The 24,924-nt window shown below is 48.9% G+C and carries 21 protein-coding genes; all 21 read right to left on the reverse strand.

Features of this window, described 5'->3' with window-relative positions:
* Nucleotides 1-16: 16 nt before the first annotated feature.
* Entirely contained in the window at nucleotides 17-1,708 is a 1,692-nt protein-coding gene (locus ACN0YH_RS06960; RefSeq protein ID WP_417378837.1) for a flagellar hook-basal body complex protein, read from the reverse strand.
* Between the two features lie 185 nt (nucleotides 1,709-1,893).
* On the reverse strand, nucleotides 1,894-2,334 hold the full coding sequence (locus ACN0YH_RS06965; RefSeq protein WP_417378838.1) for a flagellar hook assembly protein FlgD: 441 nt from the start codon (nucleotides 2,332-2,334) through the stop codon (nucleotides 1,894-1,896).
* Nucleotides 2,335-2,365: 31 nt separating this feature from the next.
* The gene (locus tag ACN0YH_RS06970; RefSeq protein ID WP_417378839.1) at nucleotides 2,366-4,300 is read right to left on the reverse strand and encodes a flagellar hook-length control protein FliK; all 1,935 of its coding nucleotides are present in this window, start codon (nucleotides 4,298-4,300) and stop codon (nucleotides 2,366-2,368) included.
* A gap of 484 nt (nucleotides 4,301-4,784) precedes the next feature.
* A complete protein-coding gene (locus ACN0YH_RS06975; RefSeq protein ID WP_417378840.1) occupies nucleotides 4,785-5,435 on the reverse strand; it encodes a hypothetical protein in 651 nt (216 codons plus the stop codon).
* Nucleotides 5,432-5,884: a flagellar export protein FliJ gene (locus tag ACN0YH_RS06980; protein WP_417378841.1), complete on the reverse strand. Its 453-nt coding sequence runs from the start codon at nucleotides 5,882-5,884 to the stop codon at nucleotides 5,432-5,434. The genes ACN0YH_RS06975 and ACN0YH_RS06980 overlap by 4 nt, the downstream gene beginning before the upstream one ends.
* Before the next feature lie 54 nt (nucleotides 5,885-5,938).
* Nucleotides 5,939-7,315 (reverse strand): FliI/YscN family ATPase, encoded by a 1,377-nt coding sequence (locus tag ACN0YH_RS06985; RefSeq protein ID WP_417378842.1) that lies wholly within the window; start codon nucleotides 7,313-7,315, stop codon nucleotides 5,939-5,941.
* 9 nt (nucleotides 7,316-7,324) lie between these two features.
* Nucleotides 7,325-8,044, reverse strand: a complete 720-nt coding sequence (locus ACN0YH_RS06990) for a FliH/SctL family protein (RefSeq protein ID WP_417378843.1) — start codon at nucleotides 8,042-8,044, stop codon at nucleotides 7,325-7,327.
* Nucleotides 8,045-8,111: 67 nt separating this feature from the next.
* Complete coding sequence (fliG, locus tag ACN0YH_RS06995) at nucleotides 8,112-9,107, reverse strand: flagellar motor switch protein FliG (protein WP_417378844.1); 996 nt, start codon at nucleotides 9,105-9,107, stop codon at nucleotides 8,112-8,114.
* 52 nt (nucleotides 9,108-9,159) lie between these two features.
* Nucleotides 9,160-10,776: a hypothetical protein gene (locus tag ACN0YH_RS07000; protein ID WP_417378845.1), complete on the reverse strand. Its 1,617-nt coding sequence runs from the start codon at nucleotides 10,774-10,776 to the stop codon at nucleotides 9,160-9,162.
* Nucleotides 10,777-10,840: 64 nt separating this feature from the next.
* Nucleotides 10,841-11,155 carry a flagellar hook-basal body complex protein FliE gene (gene fliE, locus ACN0YH_RS07005; protein WP_417378846.1) on the reverse strand — a complete coding sequence of 105 codons (315 nt, stop codon included), beginning with the start codon at nucleotides 11,153-11,155 and terminating at the stop codon, nucleotides 10,841-10,843.
* Between the two features lie 54 nt (nucleotides 11,156-11,209).
* A complete protein-coding gene (gene flgC / locus ACN0YH_RS07010; RefSeq protein ID WP_417378847.1) occupies nucleotides 11,210-11,623 on the reverse strand; it encodes a flagellar basal body rod protein FlgC in 414 nt (137 codons plus the stop codon).
* Nucleotides 11,624-11,674: 51 nt separating this feature from the next.
* Nucleotides 11,675-12,139, reverse strand: a complete 465-nt coding sequence (gene flgB, locus ACN0YH_RS07015; RefSeq protein ID WP_417378848.1) for a flagellar basal body rod protein FlgB — start codon at nucleotides 12,137-12,139, stop codon at nucleotides 11,675-11,677.
* 37 nt (nucleotides 12,140-12,176) lie between these two features.
* Nucleotides 12,177-13,625 (reverse strand): sigma-54-dependent transcriptional regulator, encoded by a 1,449-nt coding sequence (locus ACN0YH_RS07020; protein WP_417378849.1) that lies wholly within the window; start codon nucleotides 13,623-13,625, stop codon nucleotides 12,177-12,179.
* A 56-nt stretch (nucleotides 13,626-13,681) separates the two neighbouring features.
* Nucleotides 13,682-14,134, reverse strand: a complete 453-nt coding sequence (locus ACN0YH_RS07025) for a hypothetical protein (protein ID WP_417378850.1) — start codon at nucleotides 14,132-14,134, stop codon at nucleotides 13,682-13,684.
* 67 nt (nucleotides 14,135-14,201) lie between these two features.
* Nucleotides 14,202-16,805, reverse strand: a complete 2,604-nt coding sequence (locus ACN0YH_RS07030) for a tetratricopeptide repeat protein (RefSeq protein WP_417378851.1) — start codon at nucleotides 16,803-16,805, stop codon at nucleotides 14,202-14,204.
* A gap of 331 nt (nucleotides 16,806-17,136) precedes the next feature.
* On the reverse strand, nucleotides 17,137-18,921 hold the full coding sequence (locus ACN0YH_RS07035; protein ID WP_417378852.1) for a peptidoglycan D,D-transpeptidase FtsI family protein: 1,785 nt from the start codon (nucleotides 18,919-18,921) through the stop codon (nucleotides 17,137-17,139).
* A 75-nt stretch (nucleotides 18,922-18,996) separates the two neighbouring features.
* Nucleotides 18,997-19,311, reverse strand: coding sequence for a hypothetical protein (locus ACN0YH_RS07040; RefSeq protein WP_417378853.1), 315 nt, complete (start codon nucleotides 19,309-19,311; stop codon nucleotides 18,997-18,999).
* A 95-nt stretch (nucleotides 19,312-19,406) separates the two neighbouring features.
* Entirely contained in the window at nucleotides 19,407-21,275 is a 1,869-nt protein-coding gene (locus tag ACN0YH_RS07045; protein ID WP_417378854.1) for a LysM peptidoglycan-binding domain-containing protein, read from the reverse strand.
* A 90-nt stretch (nucleotides 21,276-21,365) separates the two neighbouring features.
* Nucleotides 21,366-22,286 carry a 16S rRNA (cytosine(1402)-N(4))-methyltransferase RsmH gene (gene rsmH, locus ACN0YH_RS07050; protein WP_417378855.1) on the reverse strand — a complete coding sequence of 307 codons (921 nt, stop codon included), beginning with the start codon at nucleotides 22,284-22,286 and terminating at the stop codon, nucleotides 21,366-21,368.
* A gap of 700 nt (nucleotides 22,287-22,986) precedes the next feature.
* Nucleotides 22,987-23,442, reverse strand: coding sequence for a division/cell wall cluster transcriptional repressor MraZ (gene mraZ, locus ACN0YH_RS07055; protein ID WP_417378856.1), 456 nt, complete (start codon nucleotides 23,440-23,442; stop codon nucleotides 22,987-22,989).
* 202 nt (nucleotides 23,443-23,644) lie between these two features.
* On the reverse strand, nucleotides 23,645-24,766 hold the full coding sequence (locus ACN0YH_RS07060) for a glycosyltransferase (protein WP_417378857.1): 1,122 nt from the start codon (nucleotides 24,764-24,766) through the stop codon (nucleotides 23,645-23,647).
* Between the last annotated feature and the right edge of the window lie 158 nt (nucleotides 24,767-24,924).

Genomic DNA, 24,924 nt, shown 5'->3' on the forward strand with positions numbered 1-24,924 from the left:
CTTCATACGTGTCTCACTATCGTCCCAGAACCAGCAGTTCATCTACCAGCTGCTGCACAGAACTGATCACTCGCGCATTTCCACGATAGTTAGTGGAAGCAACAATCAAGTCAACCAGGCTACGACCGACATCGGTGTTTGACAATTCAATGGAACCAGCACGAATTGTTCCCGCTCCGAAGTTACCTGGTGTCACCAGGAAGGGAGGTCCTGAACTGACCCCTTCCTGAAATGTCGAATTTCCAAATTCCAGTAACCCCTGTGGGTTCGCAAAGCGTGCCAGGGTTACCTGCCCCAGGGTACGGATAATCCCGTTATCGAATACGCCATTGATAATCCCGGTTTCATCAATCACGAAACTGGCAAGCGTTCCCGGATCGGATCCATCCTGGAGAGTCAACTTCAAAGTACTACCGGCACTCGCCGAAGAAATACCGGAAATATCTGACAGGTCGATTGTCACATCCATTTCATCGGCGGCTGTATTCACACGACTGATCCCAAAGGTATTGGGCGTATAGTTGGTGACATTCCCGTTACTGTCAAACGTAATGGTTCCGTTAGAGACGGCGATGTCTCCGTCGTTATCATCAGCACTTTCCAGAAAGTAGCGGAAGACCGTATTGTTAGACGAACGAGACTCCAGCACACTGGTCATCTTCATTGTCACAGGCTCACCAAGTGAGTCAAAGATCACAAAGTCGGTAATTGCACTTTCACCATTGGAAATCTCTGATTTTGTAAAGGGCAGAGAGACCGTTGCACCGTCGGAAGTAATATTCCCGATCGTAATAGCGATGTCGTTTACCGTTCCTGTATTACCGACGACTTGAAATGCCCCTCCCGCGGTTACCGTAACCCCCGGCTGGGCTCCCGTGGTGGCATCATTGGGAATACCGCTGCCATTTTGAATTCCCAGTGTCCGATCCAGGAAATCTGTAAAGTCGGCTGCCGTCGTCGTTCCGGTGACCAGCAATGTCATTGGATCAAGCGAACGACCTCCCTTGTTGGGAGTAAACTCCAGTGTCTCCCCCACGGTAAACAATGGCGTTCCAATGGAGGCTTCTACATCTGACAACAGGGTGGTTCCCGTAATGGCTGCATTTGCATTTCCCGCGTCTGTCAGGTTACCCGTTGCCAGGATAGACCCCTGAGTTCCCAGGACCCCCGTCGGTAACAATGCACCACCAAGTTGGACATTCTGTGTAGCCTGAGCCACGTTCAAATCCCCCAGGGGAATTTCAATATCAGCCAACGTTGTCGTGACAAGATTAAAATCTTCATCAACGCCGTATCCCTGGACTTTAAAACCACTCTGGTTTGTCAACAGGCTCTGGCTGTTAAGTTCGAAGTTACCATTACGAGAGTAAACCTGACCATCCGGACCATCGAGGATAAAAAATCCATCTCCCTGGATTGCCAGGTCAGAGGGACTGGTACTGTTGGTCACACTTCCCTGAGTAAAGTCTTTGCGAATCGATGCACTCAACGCCCCCAGACCGACCTGACGGGGATTCGTACCACCATTACTCGTCGTCGGGCGTGACCCCACACTTAAAGTACGTGATAACTGAGTGGTAAACAGCACATTTGAAGCTTTAAAGCCGTTCGTGCCTGCGTTGGCAATATTGTTACCCAGTACATCGATACTGGTTTCATTCAGGCTTAAACCACCTAACGATGTATTTAATGCAGATGTCAATCCCATGACTACTCCTCGGTTGAATCAACCAGGTAAAACCCAATCCATTGGCGCCAGAGCGCAGCATCAGCCTTACTCAGGCTACGCCCTGTTCTGAATATCGTCTAAACGGAAACAATTCATACGTTTTTTTTCAAGAATCACTCTGTTATTGACAATCCGTTCAAAATCTATTCACCGTAAACCTAACTCTATTCCACAGTTGCAGGTTCTTGAACACTGCTGATTGCAGAGACAGGTAATTCAAAAGCTCCCACGCCAACATATGATTTCCCATCGCGGACAAAAGCCCGGTCCACCACACCCGTAACTGGATTTTGCTGGCCTTCCTGTCCTTCTACTTCTTTTCCAATCAACGCGGCTGCCTGAGTCAACGACTGCCCTGTTGTGATGGCTTTCAATGTATCTGACAACTCAATATTCGACTGCAGTTCCCGCATACTGGAAATCTGTGCCAGTAACTGCTCATTCCCCAACGGCTCTGTCGGGTCCTGGTTTTGCAGTTCGGTAATTAACAGTTTCATAAACGATTCGGCGGTTAATCCATTGAAGCCAACTTTATCCGGATCAACGACATCTACCTCAGTCGTACCACCGGTACTGCTACTTCCACCAATTCCATCAACGGCCATAACGGCACTCCTTCATCCCTGAAAAATGGACTTAAATCTGCACGTCTATTTCTTCGACATTCTCTGTCACGATGCCTTGAGAACGAACGACTTGCGGACGATCCTCGTCGGCAGATTCATCCTGCTTCACTGCATCCTCTACAAATGACTGTTCCCCCGAGCGTTGCTCGTTGTCTTGCGGGTTATCTGAAAACTGCTGAGAATTAAATTCTTCTCCTGAGTTTGACTGCGTACCTGACTGAGAAGAACGCTGGTCTTCACTGGCATCCGTATTGATGTGCACGTCAATCCGATCTAACGAGACGCCCGTTTTTGATAACGCTTCCTTTAACTGGGCGATATTATCATTGATCACCTTTTGTGCATGACGGTTCTGAACTTCCAGCTTCGCCGTGTATTCACCGTTTTTCAACGAGACCTCAATCTGTAACGTTCCCAGCTCAGGTGGACTCAATCGGATCTTTAGCTGCTGCCCGGTGGATTGCGACTGTTTGACTGCAGTGGAAATCCGCTCCACCAGTTGATCAACCTGTTTCACATCCAGCACGGGTCCCGCAGACGCAGCTGGGGTTACATCATTTGTGGCAGGCGCAGCCAGGTTGCCGTTCAACGATTGAACATTTGAGTGATCTGTCTGCTGATTTGCAATCGTATCCTGAGTCAGCGGAGCGGCCTTGGATGCCTCAGTTAACAGGGGATTCGTTGAATCTGACGCGGACTTCATTACTGAATGTGCCGAGCTTAAAGCGACAGCATCAATGGAATCATCACCTGAATCATCAACGGCCTCCGTCCTGGCATCTGTCTTCTTATCTGCGACTTCAGTCTGTGTTTCGGAAGTGGCTTCTACAGGCTGCTGTAACTGCTGAATCACCGTTCGGGAAACATCTTCCACAGCTGTATTTTCCGGCGACTGTTCACCCTGCTGATTTTCGTCCGCGAGAGAATCTGACTGGTTTTCTTCTTCGGAACTCTGATATCGCTGTTGAAGAATCGCTTGAATATCAACTTCGGAATCTTCTGTCGATGTATTCGCGTTCTCTGAATTCTCCGACTGCAGTTCTTTAATTGCCTGCTTCAATTCCTCTGTTACTTTGATCTCCTGAAGTCCAGCTGACAACAATGGAGAAACAGACTCCTCTACAGATTCAGCCGTTGCCTCTGCGGTTAAAGCTTCTGCTGCCTGATTCTGCTGCTGATCTGCCAGTATGGATTCACTCGCCGATTCCACCTGAGTCGATTCTGTAGACGAAATACCATTGCTCTGATTCTTCATTAAAGCTGCCAGACCTTCTGGGATCGGATAGGCTCCCTCTGGATTCGTCTCTGTGACTTCGGTCGGCAATTTTACCAGGGCCTCATTTTTGGCAAACTGAAAACTGGCGGGAGGTTCAATTTCCCCATCAGTCGCTGTCACTTCCACGTGAGCTTGCTGACTGGAATCGCCAACAGATGAATCGCTAAACAGTGAATAGGCCTGTTCTTTCTGTTTGACAGGTTGCTGTGTCTCAACAGCCAGCGGATTGATCGTGTCAGATGTGACTTCTGCGGACTCGGTACTGCTTTCTGAAGCTGGCTCACTTGAATTTGCTGACTTTTCCGACACGCTGTCTGCAGCGGCCGACTGATTCTGTACCTCTCTAGAGTCGTTTCTCGAATCTTCACGCTGCAGATTACCTGAGGATTCAGAATTTCCCCGGCTCTGTGCCGCACTCTGAGGGGCGGAGCCCTGATTCTCTACAGGAGTTCGCTCTGAGGGCAAATCCCGTGAACGCGAATCGACTTCCGGTTTTCGCTCAGTGGACAGACTCGACTGTTTTTTGGAGAGAGACTCACTTAACTGCCTGCGATAACTTGAGTCGGGATTGCGGGTTGCTCCCTGATTCAAATCAAGATTTTGCTTTCCATACTTGCCGAGATCCAGCGTTTGCAGATCCAGCAGTGAAACCTTGTGAGAATCTGACATTTCTCATTACCCTTAAGTAAAATAAGTACCGAGGACAGTCTTTCTGCAGGTTACTTGGGAACCGCGCAGTGGCATCCACAATGGAAATTGACTGTTTCATCAGTATCATATTCGTCAGAATCGTCGTCCGGACATCACGTAAGAATACACAAAATAGATCAATTTTAGCGAAAAATTGCATTAACCCGATTACAGGCCTGATCTGAGAGGGTGAGAGAAGGTACAGCACGACCTTAAGCGAGAACGATGACAGCCAGCGATCACCTTACAGTGTCCGTCGTGCTATCAAGACTGTGTCCAGTTTTACTGTAGCCTCTCCAGGTGCATTGGATCGGACATCATTGTGCGAGAGACGCCCTGCTCAAATGCGTTGCGCTCTACTGCTTTGTCAAGCTGGAAATTGAGGGTTGGGGGTATTGTTTACGTGCTCCGTTGTCGCACTCTCGGGATATCTATCAACCCAAAATTTAAAAATGACACTCCACTAGTTACTCTGTGACAAGTTGTCTAATGTACCATCAGCGAAGCTGCGAAACGGTTCATCCTGAGAAATCTCTTTGAAAATTTCTTTCCCGCGTTTAATTATCAGTGGGTCAGGAGCAACCAGAAATTCTTTCAGGAGCTTGGCTATGAACTTGCCTTCCATCCCTTTCAGCAGCTCGATATTTTCTTCGATGGAAAGCTGCATGAGATACTGGACTGCATCTCCGGAAGGTAAAGCAACCAGCACAGACTGAGTCTTCTTTGTCGCGACACTCTGACTCTGCTCTTTCAGCGTTTTCAGTTCTTCTTCGAAGTTTTTTTTCGTCTGTTCAAACGCCAGCCGCTCTTTTTTGAGAAAATCGGAGGATTCCGTAATCGAACTTTTCAACATCTCAATTTCATCTTCGCGTGATGCTAATTCCAGAATTCGCATCGCCCGTGTTTCCGCTACTTCATCACGTGAGGGCAAACTGGTTTCCTCCTCAACGATTTCCACATCATCCAGCGACTGGCCCGTCACGATCATTCGAATGTCCTTGACGGAATCCGCATTCAGATGCCCCCGAACCCATAAAAAACTGAGCCCAAGTATTTCGGAGATAATCGTCGCCACACAAAACACACAGAGAATAACAACCAGGGGACGAATCATTGATAACCTCCTGTCTGCTGTGTTGCTGACCAGGTCTCTTCCAGCTCCACCATCTCTTTCTGATTTTGTGTATAGAGGAATGCATCACGATATTTATCAGACAGCTTTTCCATGGCTTTCACTTCCTGCTCGGCTTTGGCCAACGCCTGCCTGCAGAGGCCAATCTGTTTTGCTATGACACCCCGATTGGCAATGATTGACTGAATCTGTGTTTGCAACTGGCCGGCGTAATACCGCAAACTCGTCGACCCATCGATGTCGACCCGCCCCTCAGCCTGACGTACCCGGATTTCCTGAAGCTGTTCTGTGCGATGTTGTTTCAATTGCTCGGTCTGATCAATCAGCCGCTGGTCAGCCTGGAGTATCTCCCCCAGCAACTGACGGCACATACTGCGTTTATGCCGCCGCATTTTGAGCACTGATTCAAATTGAAAATGAAATTTTTTCATCTTACTCAGATTCACACAGGGTTAAAAAACGTTGATCGCTCTCTATGTTTTAAGTTAGCGGGCGGCTTCTGCAGTTTGACCGGTTGCAGGCTGCTGACCTGCCTCTGAAGCATTCATTGGTTTCAGTTGCTGCATCCGGGCAATCAGATTATGGAGCCCCTCTGAGGCAGAATTAAAATTAGAATCTTCCGTATTTCCCTGCTTCAGAAATTCATTCCAGAGAGGCCTCATCTTGATCGCCAGATCGACCTCCGGATTCGATCCCGCCTGATAGGCGCCGATTGAGATCAGATCTTCTGACTGCTGATAGGCGGCCATCAGTTTCTTGATTTGAGCTACAGCCTGCTGATGCGCGGCTGATGTTATATCATTCATCGAACGGCTGATGCTCTGCAATACATCAATCGCCGGCCAGTGTGATTCATGTGCCAGTTTCCGGGAAAGCATGATATGCCCATCCAGAATTCCCCGCACCGTATCTGAAATCGGCTCGTTCGCATCATCGGCTTCAACCAGAACAGTATAGAACCCGGTGATGCTGCCAGATTCAGTCCGTCCACTCCGTTCAAGCAGCTTAGGCAGGAGGGAAAACACGCTGGGTGGATAGCCCCTTGTCGCCGGAGGCTCTCCCGCAGCCAGACCGATTTCCCGCTGTGCCAGAGCATAGCGGGTCACACTGTCCATCATCAGCAGGACATCTTTACCACAGTCACGGAAAAATTCAGAAACAGCGGTTGCCAGATGAGCAGCCCGTAATCGAATCAGCGCAGGTTCATCACTTGTAGCAACGATCACCACACTGCGTTCCAGCCCTGCTTGTCCTAAATCACGATCCAGAAACTCACGTACCTCACGACCTCGTTCACCCACCAGGCATACCACATTAATATCAGCGGAACTCTGACGCGCCATTTGCCCCATCAGGGTACTTTTACCAACACCACTCCCGGCGAAAATCCCGAGGCGCTGCCCTTTCCCACATGTTAACAGTCCGTCGATAGTACGGATGCCGGTACTCAAGGGGGTATCGATACGGGGACGACTCAGGGGAGAGATTGGTTTGGCTTTTAAGTTGGCACGATGGGAAAGCATCGCCTGATTTTTACCATCTATACAGCGTCCGCGGCCATCAAGAACTCTTCCCAGAATTCCCTGCCCCACTGCAACAGCGGGTACCGACTGTATCAGACTGACGCGATCGCCCCGTCGGATCCCCGACAGATCTTCATAAGGCAGCAACAGTGTTTCTTCATTCTGAAAACCAACCACTTCCGCTTCGATTGCAGACCCATTTTCCCGATCAATGGCACAGACGGATCCCAGTGGCGCTGGAAAACCGGAAACGGAAGCTGTCAATCCAACCACGCGCGTGACTCTGCCTGTCAGGCGAAAGGGTAAAATCTGTTTAATCTGTTGTGAAACATCGAACATGGAATGCGGCTAGTCCTGAGTCTGGATAATCAGCTCCTGGAAAATTCGATCCAGTTGTGCTTCAATGCTGGCGTCGATTGTTCCATGCTGTGTTTCGATAATACATCCCCCTGGGGAGATTGATTCATCTTCAATGATTTCACAAGTCTGACATCCTGTCAGATTGGTAATAAAGCTCTGTGTATTCTCTCCCAGGTGAACAACATCCATCGGATTCATCTGGAACCGGATATGCTGAGTTCCGGATGCCAGCTTGAGCGCTTCACTCATCATGGGTTTCACAGTTTCGGGATGAGTCTTGATCTCATGCCGTACCATCTTTTCTGCAATCACAAGACACATTTTGACGGCAGTATCATCCCATGTCTGTCTCCAGTTGACCTGTTCCTGCTGCAAGCCTGACACTGCAGCCTGCATTGCGGGAAAGACCGTACCCAGTTTTTCTTCCACGATCTGACTGGCTCGCGCTTCAGATCGTGACTGGACCTGCTCTTCCACATCGCGCGATGCATCTTCCAGCCCCTCCTGCTTTCCTGCCTGATACGCTTCCTGCTTGATCTGCTCTGCTTCTGTTCGCGCATCGATGATCATCTGACGCGTCTGGTTACGCACATTTAAGATATAGTCTTCGCAGCGTTTCTCAATGTCATTGAAGTTATAGGCGATTTTTGAACCCAACGCGCGAAACGCATCCGCCTTTAACAATTTTGCAGTTTCCAGTTCCGCCATATCTTCGACTATATCAATCCTGTTATTATTGGTTCCACTAGATTTTCAAGACAAAACTCGGTATGCATCAGGTAATGTACTGCTCACTTTCATTTCCGGCAGCAACTTCAATTTCTCCTGCATCTTCCAGACGCCTGACGCTGTCCACGATCTGCTGCTGAACGGTTTCTACATCACTGACCTTGATCGGACCAAGATACTCCATTTCTTCTCGGAGCATATCCGCTGCCCGCTGAGACAGGTTACTGAGCACTTTCTGCTTGATCTCTTCTGAGGCCCCTTTAAGGGCAACCGCCCACTGATTGGTATCCACTTCCTTCAACAGGGCCTGAATTGCTTTATTATCCAGTTTCACCAGATCGTCAAAGACAAACATCAAACGGCGAATTTCGTCAGCCAGATCGGGAGTTTCCTGATCCATATTTTCCAGGATTCCTTTGTTGGTCATGCGGTCTGTCACGTTCAGGATTTCGGCAACCAGTTCAACGCCCCCGGCCTTTTCAGTCCCCTGACTGAATGTATTTTTCATGCGATGTTCCAGACTCTTCTCGACATCACGTACCACTTCCGGGCTGGTTTGCTCCATATTGGCAATGCGTTTGATCACATCCATCTGCTTATTGGATGGCAGCCCGGCTAAAACTTCCGCAGCCATGTTACTGGGCAGGTGTGACATGATCATGGCAATCGTCTGAGGATGTTCTTCAATGATAAATGTCAACAGGTTATTTGCGCCAGATTTCTGCAGGAATCCAAACGGCACTGAATTCATAGTCTGATTAATACTATCCAGAATCGAGCCGGCACCTTCTTTCCCGAGTGACTGCTCAAGCAATTCGTTCACGGCAGCCAGACCGCCTCGCTCCATTGTGGTCTGTTCGCCGCGCAGGTTGGTAAATTCGGTCAAGACACTGGACTGCTGGTCTTTGGAAACATCCTGCATTCCGGCTATCATCATCGTCACTTTTTCGACATCCTCTTTGGACATCAGGCTGAGTACTTCAGCGGCGAGCGCTTTATCCAGGCTCAGTAACAACACAGCGGCTTTTTGTAATTCGTCCATATTTCAGCCTGCAAAACAAGTATTTCAAGAACTTCAAACCAGAAATTCAGTCTCAGGTTTTAGAGTGGATCCATTTACTCAACACCATCGCCGCAACTTCCGGATTATCGCGAACCAGCAATTGAACCTCATCACGCTGTGTCGGTTCTTTCTTCGTTTTTTCTAGTTCTTCATCCGGCGTGGGTACAGGTGGTCTTTTCTGAGGCAAATCGATCTCTTCAGACTGGACTTCTTCCATTTGAGGCATACTCTTATTCAGCATCCATAAAGCCCAAATCGCAAATAACCCCAGACCGAGGGTACTCCCCCACTGACTCACAAACTCACCGACACTTTCAGTTAATGGCAATTCGAGCTCAGGTACCTCTGCATCAATGCGTACATAAGATGCCACACTGACTGCATCTTCGGCCGACTGCGAAGGAATCAGCCTCTGGACCTGCTTTTGAATGCTGGTTTCCACTTCGGTCTGAATGGCAGTCGTGGCCTGCTTGAAAGTTGCAAGATCCGCTTCCGCTTCTCCCTTTTTGATTCCCCGTTTCACAGCGACTGCAGAATAGTAGTCTTCCGGAATGGAAACAGAAACCTGCACCGTACTGGGCATGGCAGCTACAAACTCTTTTTCTGTCCAGGTAAAGGACGGAGCTGTGGTCGCTTCATTATTTGTCTCTGTCACCTTCTCATTTTTTTCATTCCCCCGCCCCACGGCCAGAGAGTTAGGCTGGTTGGAACGGGCCCCTGGTTCTGCCCGGCTTGGCTTTTCTGTCAGGCTGCGTTCGGTGGATTGCTCCTTCGACTGCAGCGTGACTGAGCCGTCAGTACTGATCTCCTGTTTGCGTTCGACATACCGTTTCAGATTTTCAACGTCCACATTCACATTCACGATCACATCCGGAATATAGGCCAGAGAATCGAGAATTTTATCCTGGTAGTTTTTAGTATGCTTATTGACCCAGCTGATGAATTTGCTGTCAAAGGCATCATTTTTATCATCCGCGGTATAGGATGTGCCCGTAGATTGATCAAAGACCGTCACGGAATCTGTAGTCAGGTCGGGGACCATCGTCGAGACAGCAGCTCTCAGACTGGTCACCAGCACCGGAGTCAGATCTTGTCCCGGACGGGGTTTGACCATGACGGTTGCCGTCACTTCCGGAGTTGTATTATTCCAGCGTAACCTTTTTTTAGATCGTGCCCACATCACACTGGCATCCTCAATCGCAGGGATCGCACGGATCATCCGCCGCAACTGGTTTCCAAGAGCAATATCCCGCATCACCTGCAACTGATCTTTACTGACAAACATGCTTGATTTTTCAAATTGCTCCTGCCATTCAGAAGCCCAGTCTGTCGGAAGTCCTCCGCCTTCAATGAGCGCTGCGTTATAGCGGGGTACTTCGTTCTGGGGGACCATAATTCGCTGCCCCTTTCGCGAGAAATCGGTCAACCCGGCCCGAAGCAGAACCTCTTCTGCATGAATCACCTCTTCGGTCGTAAAATCTTTACCCAGAGAGAGCGACACATAGCTTGATTTACTGTCCCGAAAAAACAGGAAGCCAAAAGCCAGCATCATCAGTAAGGGGACCGACAGCAAAATCGCGCGCTGGCTGCCTGACATTGTTTGAAACAGGTTTGAGAACTGTTGATATATTTTTTTTATCGTATCCATACCGGGTGACCAATCGACGAATCCGTGTCAAAATGGTGAAAGTATTGCCTGATTTACTTGAGTATTACATTTGCATTTTCTGGATCTCGTTATAAGCCTCCAGAAGTTTATTTCGCATTTGAACCATCATTCTCAGAGCCAGATCAGCCTTCTTGACCGAGGAAAAAACCTCTGCCTGAGTAATATCTTCTCCCAGGAGCCCTGCTTGAATCGCCTGTTCCGATTGAAGCTGCAACTGATTGGCACTGTCCAGAGACTGTAACATCATATTCTGGAACGAAGGGGCGCCGGCTGGAGTGCCTGTGCCTGCATCTTTCAGGCCCGCCGGTGAAAGTCCGGGCAGTAATGAGTTACCAATATGACTGATGGAACTGGTCATGCTGTTCCCTTCCCTGAGATCAGATGAATAGGACTATTCTATAGAGATCTAAATTTATGCTAAAATCCGCAATGAAGTGCTGAACATTTCCTTGGTAATATCCAGAGCCGAAATATTGGCTTCATAAGCGCGTCCTGCTTCTAACGCATTGACGAACTCGGTCACCAGATCAATGTTAGGATAGGTCACATTCCCATCCTGGTCCGCATGGCGGTGTCCGGGATCATAGGTTTTTCTTAAGGGTTTGTCTTTATCAATTTCAACAAGATATTTTACACCCACTCCGGAATTGCTCTGGTCCAGACTCTCCGTATCTGTCTGAAAGGTAACAATCCGGCGATAAAAGGGTTCTTTACCACTTGCGGGATCGTGTGACACGTTAACCGCGGCAATATTGCCCGCGATCGTGTTCATCCGTTGCCTCTGGGCGACCAGGGCGCTGGTACTGATATCAATTCCTTTTAACATTCGCTGCTCCTTTTAAATTTTCTGCTGTTTTCCGCTCGCTTAGTCAGAACCTCAAGCGCGTTCAGAAATGACCGTCAACATCTGATTCATCTGCGCCATCATGACCTCGATGGCAAACTGCTGCATCATTGAGTTTTTGGTCATCTGCATCATTTGTGATTCCACACTTCGATTATTGGCATCCTGAAACGTCAGGTTCTGGGGAGCTGCTTCCCGTGCCTGGAACAGACTGCGCGGAAACAGATCCTCCAGTTGTGCCTCAATGGACTTGGGTTTTTCGAGTGTTACAGGCATTGCCAATGTAGAATGTGAAACCGGACCAGCTGCATTCTCCTTCAACACGACGGCATCACGTAAAGCCTGCTGAAACTCCTGGACAGGAAGGTCTCGCATCTTGTATGAGGGGGTGTCGATGTTCGCAATATTACCCGCCAGGACATCCTGTCGCCGTTCGGAGAACGCCGCCATTTTTTCCAGCAATGGTAATGCTTTCGAATTTAAAATCTGATCTAACATACTGTCACCTGCCTGGATAAAAACACAAAACCCGCGATCAGGCAGCACGCCTGATCGAAAAAGTCCGCTTGGAATCCGGGCCTCCCCGAGGGGGGTACCCATAGGATCTGAGCTTGCCAGAAAGCGTTCTCAACCCGATATCCAGTAACTGAGCTGTACTTTCGCGATTGCCTCCACAACGTGCAAACGTACTCTCGATCAGTTTCTGTTCCATTTCACGCAGAGTCATCCCCGTCAGGGAATCAGCGCTTGAAATTGATTCCGAATCAATCCATGGCAATAAACTGGCGGCATCCAGTCGTAGCCCATTATCGACACGGTTCACGTGTTGAATCAGATTTCGCAATTCCTGGACGTCCCCGCTCCAGTCATGTTTCTTCAATAATTCCAGGCCATCCAGGGTGAGCAGTTTGGGCACTGTCCCTTCAGCGATAGCCACTTCATTTAACAGATTTTCTGTCAGCAGCGCAAGATCTTCTTTCCGGTCATTTAAACGTGGGACCGAAAGAATGGAAGCGGACAGGATTCCGGCCAGTTTTCGCTTGAACTGATTTTGGGCCGACAGTTCATGCAGCGAGACATGGCTCAGGGAGAGAATGCGGCAGTTTAATTTTTTCTGCTGGTTGTCTTCCGGCGAGCAATATTCGCCACTTTCCAGAATTTTCAGCAGAGCGGCCTGAACCGGCAAAGAAGTCAGGTGGACCTGATCGAGCACCAGTGTGCCGCCCGCTGCCTGTTCGAATTGCCCCGGATTCCAGACGGGCTCATCTGCATAACTGCTTTTTTCATTTGAATAATAACCGATCAGTCCCCGTTCCATATTTTCAATGGTCAAGGTGCTGCAGTTGACTCTGATTAAAGGCTGATAGTTCAGGTACATGGTATCATGTATGATTTCCGCGACCACAGACAGTTCGGCCCCGACTCCCCCCTGAATCAGAACTGGAGTTCGCAAATGCACCAGATCTGCGATCCGGTCTCTCAATGTCTGGATTGCCTGACTGTATCCGATCAGTCGACGACTGGAACGCAGGTTTAACTCAGAAATCAACTCAGTGCATTCACGAGACAGCCGGGAGTATTTGATCGCAGCATCCAGAAGGCGACTGATATGATCCAGTGAATCGCTCGAACGCAGTTCCGCAAACGGTGCCATCGTTTCATGGGATGCAGTACGGGAAGGCTTCAGACAGGCCTGCTGAATCTCGTGTGTCAGCATGGGATAATAAAGCACCGGGATCAGATTCTGTTCTGCAACGGAATCGACGGCAAACATGAACTCAGTAATCGATCGTTGATCCAGGAGCACGCAAATATCGGCTTCCGGTCGCTGGGATGCAGGAGCGAATGTCATTTCGGTCAATGGTATAACCGTATATCCCAGATTTGAGAATTGCGTACAGACTTCCAGTCTGCGGATACGATCCTCAGAAACAATCTGGACCAGACCGCGTGATGTTGAGCTGTTTAACAAGCTATGATTCATTATTTAAAACCCGTTTCAATCAAAGGGATACTACTTTTTTTAATCTTTTGTAACTGTTACTGATCAATATTCAGATGCCGATGTGTTGCAGGTGCCAGGCTGTCACGATAGGCTTCCCCGACTTTTGCCCCCTGGTTTAACGACTGGATCTGCTGCCTTGTCTGCTCCCGTCGATCAACCATGGACTGTGTACTGGTATCCTCATTCTTCAGTAGCTGTGCCAGCACTGCTTCTGAATCACTTAAAATCTGCTCACAGGAAGCGCGCAGCTCGGAGGGTAACTGGTCCCGGTCCTGCTGCCACTGCTCCCAGAGTCGAGGCAACTGTTTCTTGTATTGATCCAGTTGACCAAGCAACCTCTGTTTTTTCCCCAACACGTCCAGCAGACTGGAATAATCATCTTCTTTGATCAGTTCCTGCTGTTGAAGCGACAAAGTTAATAGCGCCCGGGAATACTCCAGACGCACTGCAAACAGTTTGGGATAATCAATGGTATTTGTCGAAGTCATATCAATTACATCATTATTCAGGTTTAACAATGAGGATCAGATCCCGTCCTCTGGTCAAGTCTTCGTTTCAGGCACCATTGACAGATGGCAGAGCGCTGGTTCGACTGTCGGAATCGCGAAACTCGCGAGACCAGTCCAGCCAGCGATTCCACTCTTCTCGTCCCAGGTTCGTTGCCCCGGACTCGAATACACTGTCAGGCATCTGTTTCAATATAATTTTGGCTTGCTCCAGCATACTTTTGGCTTCATTTTTTTTCCCCAGCGCTTCATAGCAGCCGGACATTTTCATATACGCAATCAACACTTCTGTGCATTGCGGGTACCGGTTTACGGCATCATGGTATGATTTGATTGCCTCGGCATACTCTTCAGTCAGATACAATATGTGGGCTTTTCCAAAACAGCTCGATTTCAGTAACCGCTTCCCCAGGGCATCCAGTTTGTCTCGACTTTCCAGCTGGCGCAGGTCACGATTTAGAGATTGAAGCTGTACGAGGGCCTGATTCAAATAACCAAACTGCTTACGCTTTAATTCTTGTCGGGCGTTTTCTGTCCTGGCTTCCTTCATCTCCTGTAGTGGCTGATCTGACAGATTCTGTAAGGAACGTGCCAGCAGATAGCGGGCTTCAGAAATTTTTTCTGATTCAGGATACCGACTGACGTATTCAGTCAGACGACGCGTCGACTCTTCATAAAAAAGGTTCTGGCTGGAGCCGCTGGTCTGTTCCTCCGGCGTGTTACCTGCGGCCTCACTCTTTTTTTCTGACTCGGCAATCTTTCCCTGGTGAAAATTCAACTTACCCAGCGAAAACAACGCGTCCCCCCACTGTTTGGCTTTGGGTGTTAATTTGCTTGACTCCAGGATCTCTTTCCATACGGTTTGAGCCTGATCAAGTTCATTTTTTTCCAGATAAGCAATCCCCAGTAAATACTGAGCTTCAAAGGCAGAGACATCGGTCGGGTAATTTGTAATTACCCGTTTGAAGTGATTAATCGCTTCTTCAAGTTGATCCAGTTCCAGTAAAATCTCACCACGCTGAACCAGAGCCTGCGGCATTTGCTTATCTGGATTTGTATTGATGAACCGCGTCAGAACTTTGAGCGCGGTCTCAAAGTCCAATCCTTTCTGGAAGTGATCTGCGGAGATGGCAAGAATATCTGCATAGCGGTCAGAGGTGGTCAAGCGACGGGCGAGTTCAAAATAAGCACGCCCGCTCTGCTTCCAGTGTTCATTTAACTCGCCTCTGAGCGACTCCTGCTCCGTCTCCGTTGCCTCCTCATAGCGGCGTTCCAGATATTCCGCCCAGCGACGACTGGCATTCGCTGCCAGTTCCTTTGCCTGGACTTCCGGCAGCAGTGGAGGCAGGTAATCAGACAGCTGAATTGCCGCATTGAAGTAGGTCACATCGTTTTTGATCCGGTCTTCATCCACCCAGTCGTTCCATGCATTCAGGACATAAGTCCTGACGCCCTGCAGACTGATCCAGCGATTACGAAATTCGTCAGGATTTTGGATAGAACGCAATGCTGTCCGATAAGCAATCAAAGCTTCTTCAGTACGTCCGTTTTTCCGCAGTAATTCGGCTAGATGCAGAAATGCAGCCTGGCCTTCCTGTGTCCCTGCGTAACGATGTGTTGTCTGCTCGAAAAAATCAATTGCACCATCAGCATTACCAAGCGACTCAGCACACACTCCCATCAGATAGGACGCCTGCCTGGAAAACTTACGTTCCAGTCCCAGGTTATCCTTCACCGGTGCCAGAATGGTTAACGCTTCCTGGTATTTCCCTTCCGCCATCAAGGTCTGTGCCTGAAACACAAGTGTTACCTGATTTACAGACTCCTGCTGCTTGACCTTCTCCAGAACCTCCTGTGCCTGAGCATTCTTGCCTTGTGCCAGAAAAATCTGTGCACGCTGCAAATACAATCGATCGTGCAATTCATGATCCAGATTTTCCAACTGCAGACATTCTGAATTTAAATCGAATGCCTGATTGATTTCAGCAGATTCTTTGTTATCGAGATAAATATCGGTCAATAACATGGAAGCATTTAATTTGCCTTCAGCAAACGTCTTGACGGCTTCTTCCAGCAGAGGACGCGACTTTTGAATAGACCCTGTCAGGTAAAGACTTGTCCCCAGTGCATAGCACCATTCAGGACGATGTTCCTGATCTATGGCTCTGCGTTCTGCTTCTTTCAGGTAGCGGCTGGCAATCAGATACTGGTGATCCTGGGCTTCCCCAGTCAGCTCTTCGGCATTCCGAAAAGCAACAACACCAAAGATAAAGTATAGCGCCCCCGGAAAATCAGGATCCAGATATTCCTGCTTTTTCAGCAGATAAGCCAGTTCGAGCGCCTCGGTCCGAGTTTTGGAATCTGTCGATGACTCCAGTGTCTGCAGTGCCTCTGTCAAAATTTCTTTGGGAGTCTTTTCCGGTTCACCTGACAGCGACAGCAGATAACCGCCCAGCAGGAGAAACGCCGCACCAATACCAGCCAGAATCTTCCAGCGTAATTTGACAAAGTCTGTTATCCGAGTGCGCAACGCGACCGAATCGGATGCAGCAGATTCAACCTCTGGTTGCTCTGATGGTTTTTCAGACGAGTCCGGAACAGCGACGTTCGCTGACTCATCTGATTCTGGTTTCGCGATTGTTTCTTTGGCCATGACTGAGCTGCCTGTGAGGTAATCAGGGCATCCTCAACAAGGATTTGTGACCTGATTTGATATCAGCAGGTGAATTCTGGAATGGAAAACTGGAGTAATCAGCAGAACTGCTAAAGGACTTGTCGTATTCTACGAAAGGAAGAAAACCGCTTCGCAAAATTGATTTGAGAGTGTTGAAATTTTTCGAGAATGGAATCGGAGAGAGGTGTAACTTGAGCATTAATACAAAAAAAAGTGATTTTTTGTCAATATTGATTCCACTCTGCCCCAGATAACAGACCAGAGAGGGCTTTTCTTACCTGTAAATCACAAAACAGGTAAATTGAAAGATTCAGCGAAGGGCATTTCGTAATCTTTGTGCAGTCCGTTCGGGAGGCGCCTGACTGGAATGATCAAAGGGAACCCGTTGATACATTAATGTCTGCTTCAGAATTTCTGCAGCAGGAGGTCCGGCAATCGTTCCCCCATAATGATTCTCACCCACGGAAGGCTCATTCACCACGACCAGCACGAGAACACGGGGATCATGTGCCGGGGCTCCACAAATAAAGGAACTGACATGCAACTCAGAGGAATACTTGCCTGTTCGCGGGTCGGGCTTTTGAGCGGTTCCCGTCTTCCCAAACACCACATACTCTTCAAGCTGAGCTTTTCTCCCGGTCCCTCTTTTTACTGTCTCTACCATCGGAATCCGAACCAGCCAGTCAGCAACTTCCGGAGAAACAATCGGTGTAGAAACAAGGGGGCGTACCTGTGCCGGTTCTTCTTCAGAGCGGGGAAAGTAATTATGATCGATCTGATCACGGATCAAACGTGGATTCAACAATTTCCCCTGATTTGCCAGGGCCACATGTCCGGTAATCAATTGTATGGGGGTGACAGCAATTTCCTGCCCCATCGGTATCGAGCCTGTCGAATAGATATTCCAGTTTTTTAAGGGCCTGACAATTCCCCCCAGTTCACCGGGTAGTTGGATGCCAGTCTTCTGACCAAAGCCGAACGCCGCCACTGCTTCATACAATCCCGGGTTGGTCAGTTTCTCCCCAATCTTGGCCATCCCAATATTGCTCGACTTCACCAGAACGTCGGTCACACTCAATACCCCGTAACTGTGATGATCGTGCAACAGTCGCTTTCCCATACGGTATTCGCCATGCTCACAGTCAAATTCTTCGTCAGTTTGAATCAGTCCCTTTTCGAGTGCAGCAGCCACAATAAACGGCTTGAGTGTTGAACCAGGCTCATAGATCGAAGCGATGGCTGTATTTTTCCAGGCGGATTCATCGATCGCTTCCGGATGATTTAAATCGAATGTCGGAACCGATGCCATCGCCAGAACTTCACAGGTTTTGACATCCATCACGATCGCACAGGCGCTTTTGGGCTTCCACTCTTCAACAATCGACTGCAACTGCCGCTCTGTGTAGAGCTGAATGATGGAATCCAGAGTCACCACCAGCGTTTCGCCGTTTCTGGCTGCGACACGAGAGTCATTGCGTACTTCAATCACTCGGCCATGGGCATCTCGAATCAGAAAACGATAACCATCCTGACCACAAATCAGATGGTTAAATGCTTCTTCCAGTCCCCCCTGCCCTTCTCCATCGATATCCCGTAATCCCAGAGCATGCGCTGCTAAAGCGCCTTGGGGATACTGCCTGCGATATTCGTGTCGAAATCCCCAGACCTCATCTGAGAGATCCAATGACCTGATCCCGGACAGTTCCCGATCAGAAAGACGGCGTTTCACCCACAAGAACAACTTATCCTGGTTTTCCTTCAATCGTTTTTCAAACGCTGCCTGATCGAGCTGGAGAATCTCACAAATCCGGGTGAGATGTTTCTCATTTTCCAGCCGCTGGGGGACGACATACAGACTGTTACTGACAATTGTGGTAGCCAGTAGTCGACCATTCCGGTCGAGAATATCCCCAGGCCGTGCGGGAATTTTTTCTTTGTAGACCTGCTGCCGAGCTACAACTCGGGCAAACTGACGGTGGCCGACATATTGCAGATAGACCAGACGCCCAGAGATCACGAGCCAGGCCAGCAACACTATCAGGACCAGGCTCCAGGTGCGCCAGCTGTTTCGCAGATTTGATGGTACGAAATTCAAGGATTGCTTCTCCCGCAGATCTGGCTTCTGCTGACCTCCGCCTGGCAGGCAGAACACAACATCATGCAGACAGTATTATTTTTCTGCCTGCCCCTTAAGCGGGTTTAAATGCCATTGCAGTAAAGGCATCTCACGTCGGTTACTTAAAGCAGGCTGCTGATTTGATTCGACATCCAGCTCCCCGCTTTCGATCGAATTTAACACCTGACGGGGAGAACCCGCGCGTTGTGTCGCCAGCTTCATCTTGGCATGCGAATTGACCAGAACATCCAACTGGTAGTACTGCCGACTGACCAGGCGTTTCAGCTTCAGGCTCTCTTTTTCCAGTGCAATTCCGATTAGAGAGATGGCAACCGCCAGTAAAATTGCACTACTGAAACGGAATAACATCCGACCGACCTTCCCCACCAGCGAGAACGCTATCGGAAAGTTCGCCGCCAGCTAAGTGGATAATGAAACATGACGTACCATTGCGCCTGTATTCACTATCGGCTGGATGAGTTTCCAGGCACAAGACTGACCCGGCTGGCATCATAAGGCAGTTGCAATTCTGTTCCAATTTGAAGCTTGTTCGGGTTTTGCAGCCTCTGACGGTTAATCTGATAAATCTGATACCACCGGGAAGAGCGCCCCAGGTGCTTCTGCGAAATATCAGTCAACGTGTCATTCCCTCCCACACGATACATCGGCTTTCCGTCGGAACTGATAAAAAACCCGGAAGGTTTACCTGGCTTACGAACGGCTTTTGTACCGGCAAACTCGGTGACTGTGGTCTGAGTTGCTTTATGATTGGCCTGATAGCGCGCTTCAATCGCTGCCTGATCGGGAGCAATTAATTTCAAACCGGGTTTCATTTTACGAGGATCGCTCACGCGACTCTTGTTGATCTGAGCCAACAGCTGAAAATAGCGACCAGTGCCATAGAGTTTTTTAGAGATCGTCCAGAAATTCTCACCATTTTGCACCACATATTCTCCGCCTACTACTGTCGCAGGCTGCGGATTGAATGACTCTTCTTGAAATGCTCCAAACTCTTCAGTGGTAACTTCCTTCACAGGAGCCGGCCCATCAAACAGCCCACGAGCCTGTACCTGATTTTTCGCTGTCATTTCGGAATCGCGAAACGTATTTGAATCGATACCCGCTGCAGGGCGTTTCACTGTCGTCACGCTTTCTGCCTGCTGTGCTGAAAACTCTTCGGCCCGAAAATCTCCAAAACGTTCTTGGCTTTGAACGACTTCTGTTTCGCTGAATTCCGAGACGGCGGGGCGTTCAAACTCCTGATTCGGCATGGCTGAATTACCTGACTCAAAGGAATTCTCGACGCTTGCCGCGGGTGCCTGGGGTTGTTCCTGAGCAAAACCGGAATCACTAAATTCATCAAAGCCATTGGATTTTGAGACTTCCGTGATATTCACCTTGGCAGTTTTCTCAGCCATGGGGTCAAACTTCTGCATTGGTACTGAATTTTTCTCTTCCGCCAGTCCGAAGTCATCAAACTCACTGACAGCAGGCTGCTGAGGTTGCATCGACTGCGCCGGTTGCGGTTCGGCACCGAAAGGGTTGTCATCCACCTGAACAGTGCCAACGCCCGTTTCAGCGGCAGGAGCAAATTCATTTGCCGCTGGCTGTTCCATCAAGCCTGACTGATCACTGGCCCCCGGTTGAGAAAAATCGGACGCTGGTTCATTTCCAAATTCATTCGCCTGAGGTGGAGCCGCTGGTTGCTGCGCAAACTGGTCGGTCCCGCCAAAAGGATCCTGCTGCGGTTTATCAAAAGCCGCTGGTTCCGCCTGATTCTGCATGCCTCCCTGAAATTGATTTGCAGTGGGATTCGAAAAATCATTGGCAGGCTGTGGCGGAGGATCAAACTGTTGAAATCCATTGTCAGCCTGATTCGCTGCAATCTCAACTGGCTGTGTCGGCTCACTTTGTGAATTAAATGAACTCTGGTCGAACTGATTTGTTCCCGTTGACGCTGATTGGTCCGATGCAAACGGGTTATCCTGAACCGGCTGCTCAGAGGGAGTCGAAAAGCCTGTATTCTCAGCGGGGGGGGTAAAGTCATGGGACTGATCGGCTACCTGGTCTGTCGTTTCAGCAGCGCCGCTATCTGCTGCAAATGGATCAACTTCCCCGGACGATTCCTGTTCCTGGCCTCCCTCTTCCGGCCCATTAATGGCGACTGACTCCTGCGGGCGGTTTATTTTCTGATAAACAACCAAACCAAAGGCACTGAGCAGGATACAGATCAGGCACAGTCCTACTTTCGTTTCAATGGCGATTCCCGACTTGGGTTTTTCGATTCCCCAGTCTTCTTCGGCGGGCTGTTCTGCTTTTTTTTCTTCAGTCATGGCTCTAAACCATTTCTCGTTTAAACGAAATAAGTCTTATTCAGACAAACAGTAAACTGTCTGCCTCCCTGTTATTTTCAATTGTCACATTTATGTTTTCACAGCCACTCGCAGCTTGGCTGAGCGGCAACGTGGATTCACTCTTTGTTCAGCCTGGGTCGCGACAATGGGCTTGGCAGTCAGATTTTTCCAGATCTTCTGATTTTTGAAAGCCTGCTTGACCATCCGGTCTTCCAGTGAATGAAAGCTGATAATCACAGCTCTGCCTCCAGGTCGCAGTACCTGTGGTAATACAGTCTCAAGCATGGTTTCCAGTTGTTCCAGTTCCTGATTTGCCGCAATCCGCAACGCCTGAAACACACGTGTTGCCGGATTTTTTCTTGCATTCGCCTGCGCTTTGCCAGGAATCGCCTGCTGTACCGCTTTGATTAGTTCGGCTGCAGTCCTGATTGAAGCTGTTTTCCGCTGTTTCACAATCTGATTCGCAATCCGCTGGCTGAAACGTTCCTCACCATACACTTCCAGAATCTCACATAACTCTGATTCCGACAGGTTTTCCAGTAATTGCCAGGCAGGAACTCCGGTACTGGTATCAAAACGCAAATCCAGTTCACCCGTCGATTCAAAACCGAAGCCCCGTTCATCGTCGACCAGTTGATCAGAAGATAATCCCAGGTCCAACAGTACTCGGTCTACAGACGAAATCTGTAATTCCTCCATCACAGCGGGTAGTGCCGCATAACTACCTTGCCGCAGGTAACATCGCCCCGCTGGTATTGATTCTGGTTTTAACTTTTCTGTGGCAAAACCCAACATCATTGAATCTCGATCCAAACCAATTAAGGTGCCTTCTGTGCTAATTTTTTGCAGTATATGCTCACTATGACCACCTGCCCCGACTGTGCCATCAACGACAATCAACCCTGGAGACAGATCCAGTTGTGATATCACTTCACGTAACAGGACCGGTAAATGGACAGGCCTCTTCTGATCGCCGGGCTTACCTGACATTCAACTGGAAACGATTCTAAATAAATGAATTGAACAATAGATTGGATGACTGACTCCGACAGAATAATTCCGACAGAAAGCAGTAGAAATACGAATTGATTTTTTAGGATGGGGTAGAAACTTGAGAAGTGTAACTCAGAGAGATTATTGACCTGAGTCGCGGATCTTAGAACAAGTCCGATCCTCAAGCGCAGGGAGTTTAGAAAAATCCTGTTTTTTTGGCAAGATCAGTTAAAGATTTTTGGGAAATCGATTTCAATAGTCCTAAGTGACTGATTTGAAACCGATTGAAAGCACGAACGTCAGGCAGACTGACTCTAGACTGTGTCCAGTTTTACTGTAGCGTCTCCAGGTCCACTTGGACCGGGTATATTAGATTGACAGACGCTATGGTTAAATGTGATGCGTTCTAGAGGAGGCATCTCAACTCTGTTTCGGCACAGGCTTCTCCTGTTCAAGGAGGGGACCCCTGAAGCCATCCGTCTCAAGCAGCATCCATTCTACTTGTATCAGGAGACGAACGACCGGTGGCCCAACCCAATATCATGAGCACACACAGGTGACATCCATTTCACCTTCAATCCGCAAAGCCCGGTAGCCAGCGGAAGAGTCCCAATTTGTCCTCCTTGAACAATACATTGTTATGAGTTGTGTTTACCAACCGGTCTTCTTAAGGAAATGTTCCACATTCCCTCAATGACTACCAGGGCATCTGACCAAAGGCCTGAGCGGCCACTTCATCAAAATTTGGTCCATGATCATTAAGATAGGTATTCCATCGTTCTGCACTCCAGATTTCCGCGTGGTCCTGAACTCCAATTAAAACCACATCCTGTTTCGGCTCCAGACTGGCCAGTTCCGCTAATCGCTCCGGGATACAAACTCTTCCCTGCGAGTCGACTTCCACTTTTTCTGCTCTGGCATAATACAGACGCAGATATTGGGCAGCTTCCGGACCATTTCTGGAAAAGTCCGCTAATCGTTGTGCCTGCTGTTCAAATCCTTTTTCCGAGTAAACCAACAATACGGACGCAGTACCTGGAGCGATATAAATCTGGGGAGACTTTTCCTCTACAAGCTCTTCCTTGAGTCGTTTCGGAATTGCCAATCGACGTTTACCATCCAGAATCTTATTGAAAGTTCCCGTTAACGCCATTGAGCCCCACTCACCACCACCAGACACCACAGAGTGATGAATTTACCACCCAAATTGGAATCGTCAAGGATGATTGAAAGTTCGATTAGAACTCGGGGAACATGAATCGACCTAGATACTTATCACGACAGGAATTGTGACTTTAAGGATTTTTAAATTTTGTTGTGGGAAGTAGATTCAGCGACCACAAATTCGCACAAAATCAGTCTTCCAGGGACAACATTTTCGCATAAATTTTGTCATATCTGTCCGCAATGGAATCCCATGTAAATTCGTTCTCAACAAGAGCTTGCGCAACCTCAGACATCTCGATAAACCTGGCAGGCTGGGTACTCAGGTCGCATAGCGCCTGATAGATCTCATCAGGCTCCCCCGTCGCCACTAAAGTCCCCTGCTCACCATCACGAATCAACTCGGAAACACCATCCACTCGAGTGGAGATGACAGGTAACCCGGAAGCCATCGCTTCCAGAACCACGTTGGGCATCCCCTCCCATAAGGAAGGAAGAACAAGACAGGTCGCAGCTTTCATCAATTGTGGTACGTGAGGCTGCCAGCCTGAAAAATGAATTCGATCTGCACAGGACAGAGTACTGGCTTTCTGCTGAAGTTCGGCTTTCAAAGGCCCCTCTCCCACAAACAGCAGATGATAGCCAGCCGCCTGTCTGGCAAAGAGCTCGAACGCGGTTAACAGATCAGCAGGAGCCTTCTGAGGATCCAGCCTTCCTGCAAACAGCACCACTTTTGCGTCAGCGGGAATTCCCCATGGACTTAAATCCAGTGGTTCAGCCGTATCAAACATTTCAAAATCAACGCCATTGGGAATGACCGTCACCTTAGAGACGGGCAGCTTCCCCTGTTGAATCGAGAAATCAGCCACTGACTGGCTGACACAGACATTCAGCTCTACCAGGCGATTTGTGAGTCGATCCAGCAGCAGGTGTCCATTTTTCCGTTTCTCAGAAACTCGAATTCCGGAGACAATATGTGGAATTCCCGCCAGTTTCCCAGCCAGCCTGCCAGCCAGATTTGCGTGGAACAGAAATGTCTGTAGCAATAGCGGTTTTTGAACTTTCAGCCTTTGAGCCAGCTTCCAGATGATGCGCACATCCCAGGTAGAACGAACCTGCAGGAGTTCCGTAGGAATCCCAGCCGCATCCAGACGATCCACCAGTGGCCCGTTCCCCGTCAGAGAGTAGACCATTGGTGCCCAGCGTTCTCGATTCAAGCGAGTCACAATCTGAACCAGCGCACGTTCTGCGCCACCGGGCTGCAGGCCGGTAATACAAAACGCAATCGGAATGGGTCTGGTTTGATCTGCCAAGAATCAGCTCACTGAATACATAACCATTATTTATCAGAATGGGAGAAGCATCCCGTTTCACAAGCGCCTCTCATTCTATTATACTCGGCCCAACTGCCTCTGGAGACGCTACGGTAAAGCCGGACACAGTCTTGTTCACATAAGGTCTATTGTTCTCA

Source organism: Gimesia sp., from assembly GCF_048262075.1.
Classification (GTDB): domain Bacteria; phylum Planctomycetota; class Planctomycetia; order Planctomycetales; family Planctomycetaceae; genus Gimesia.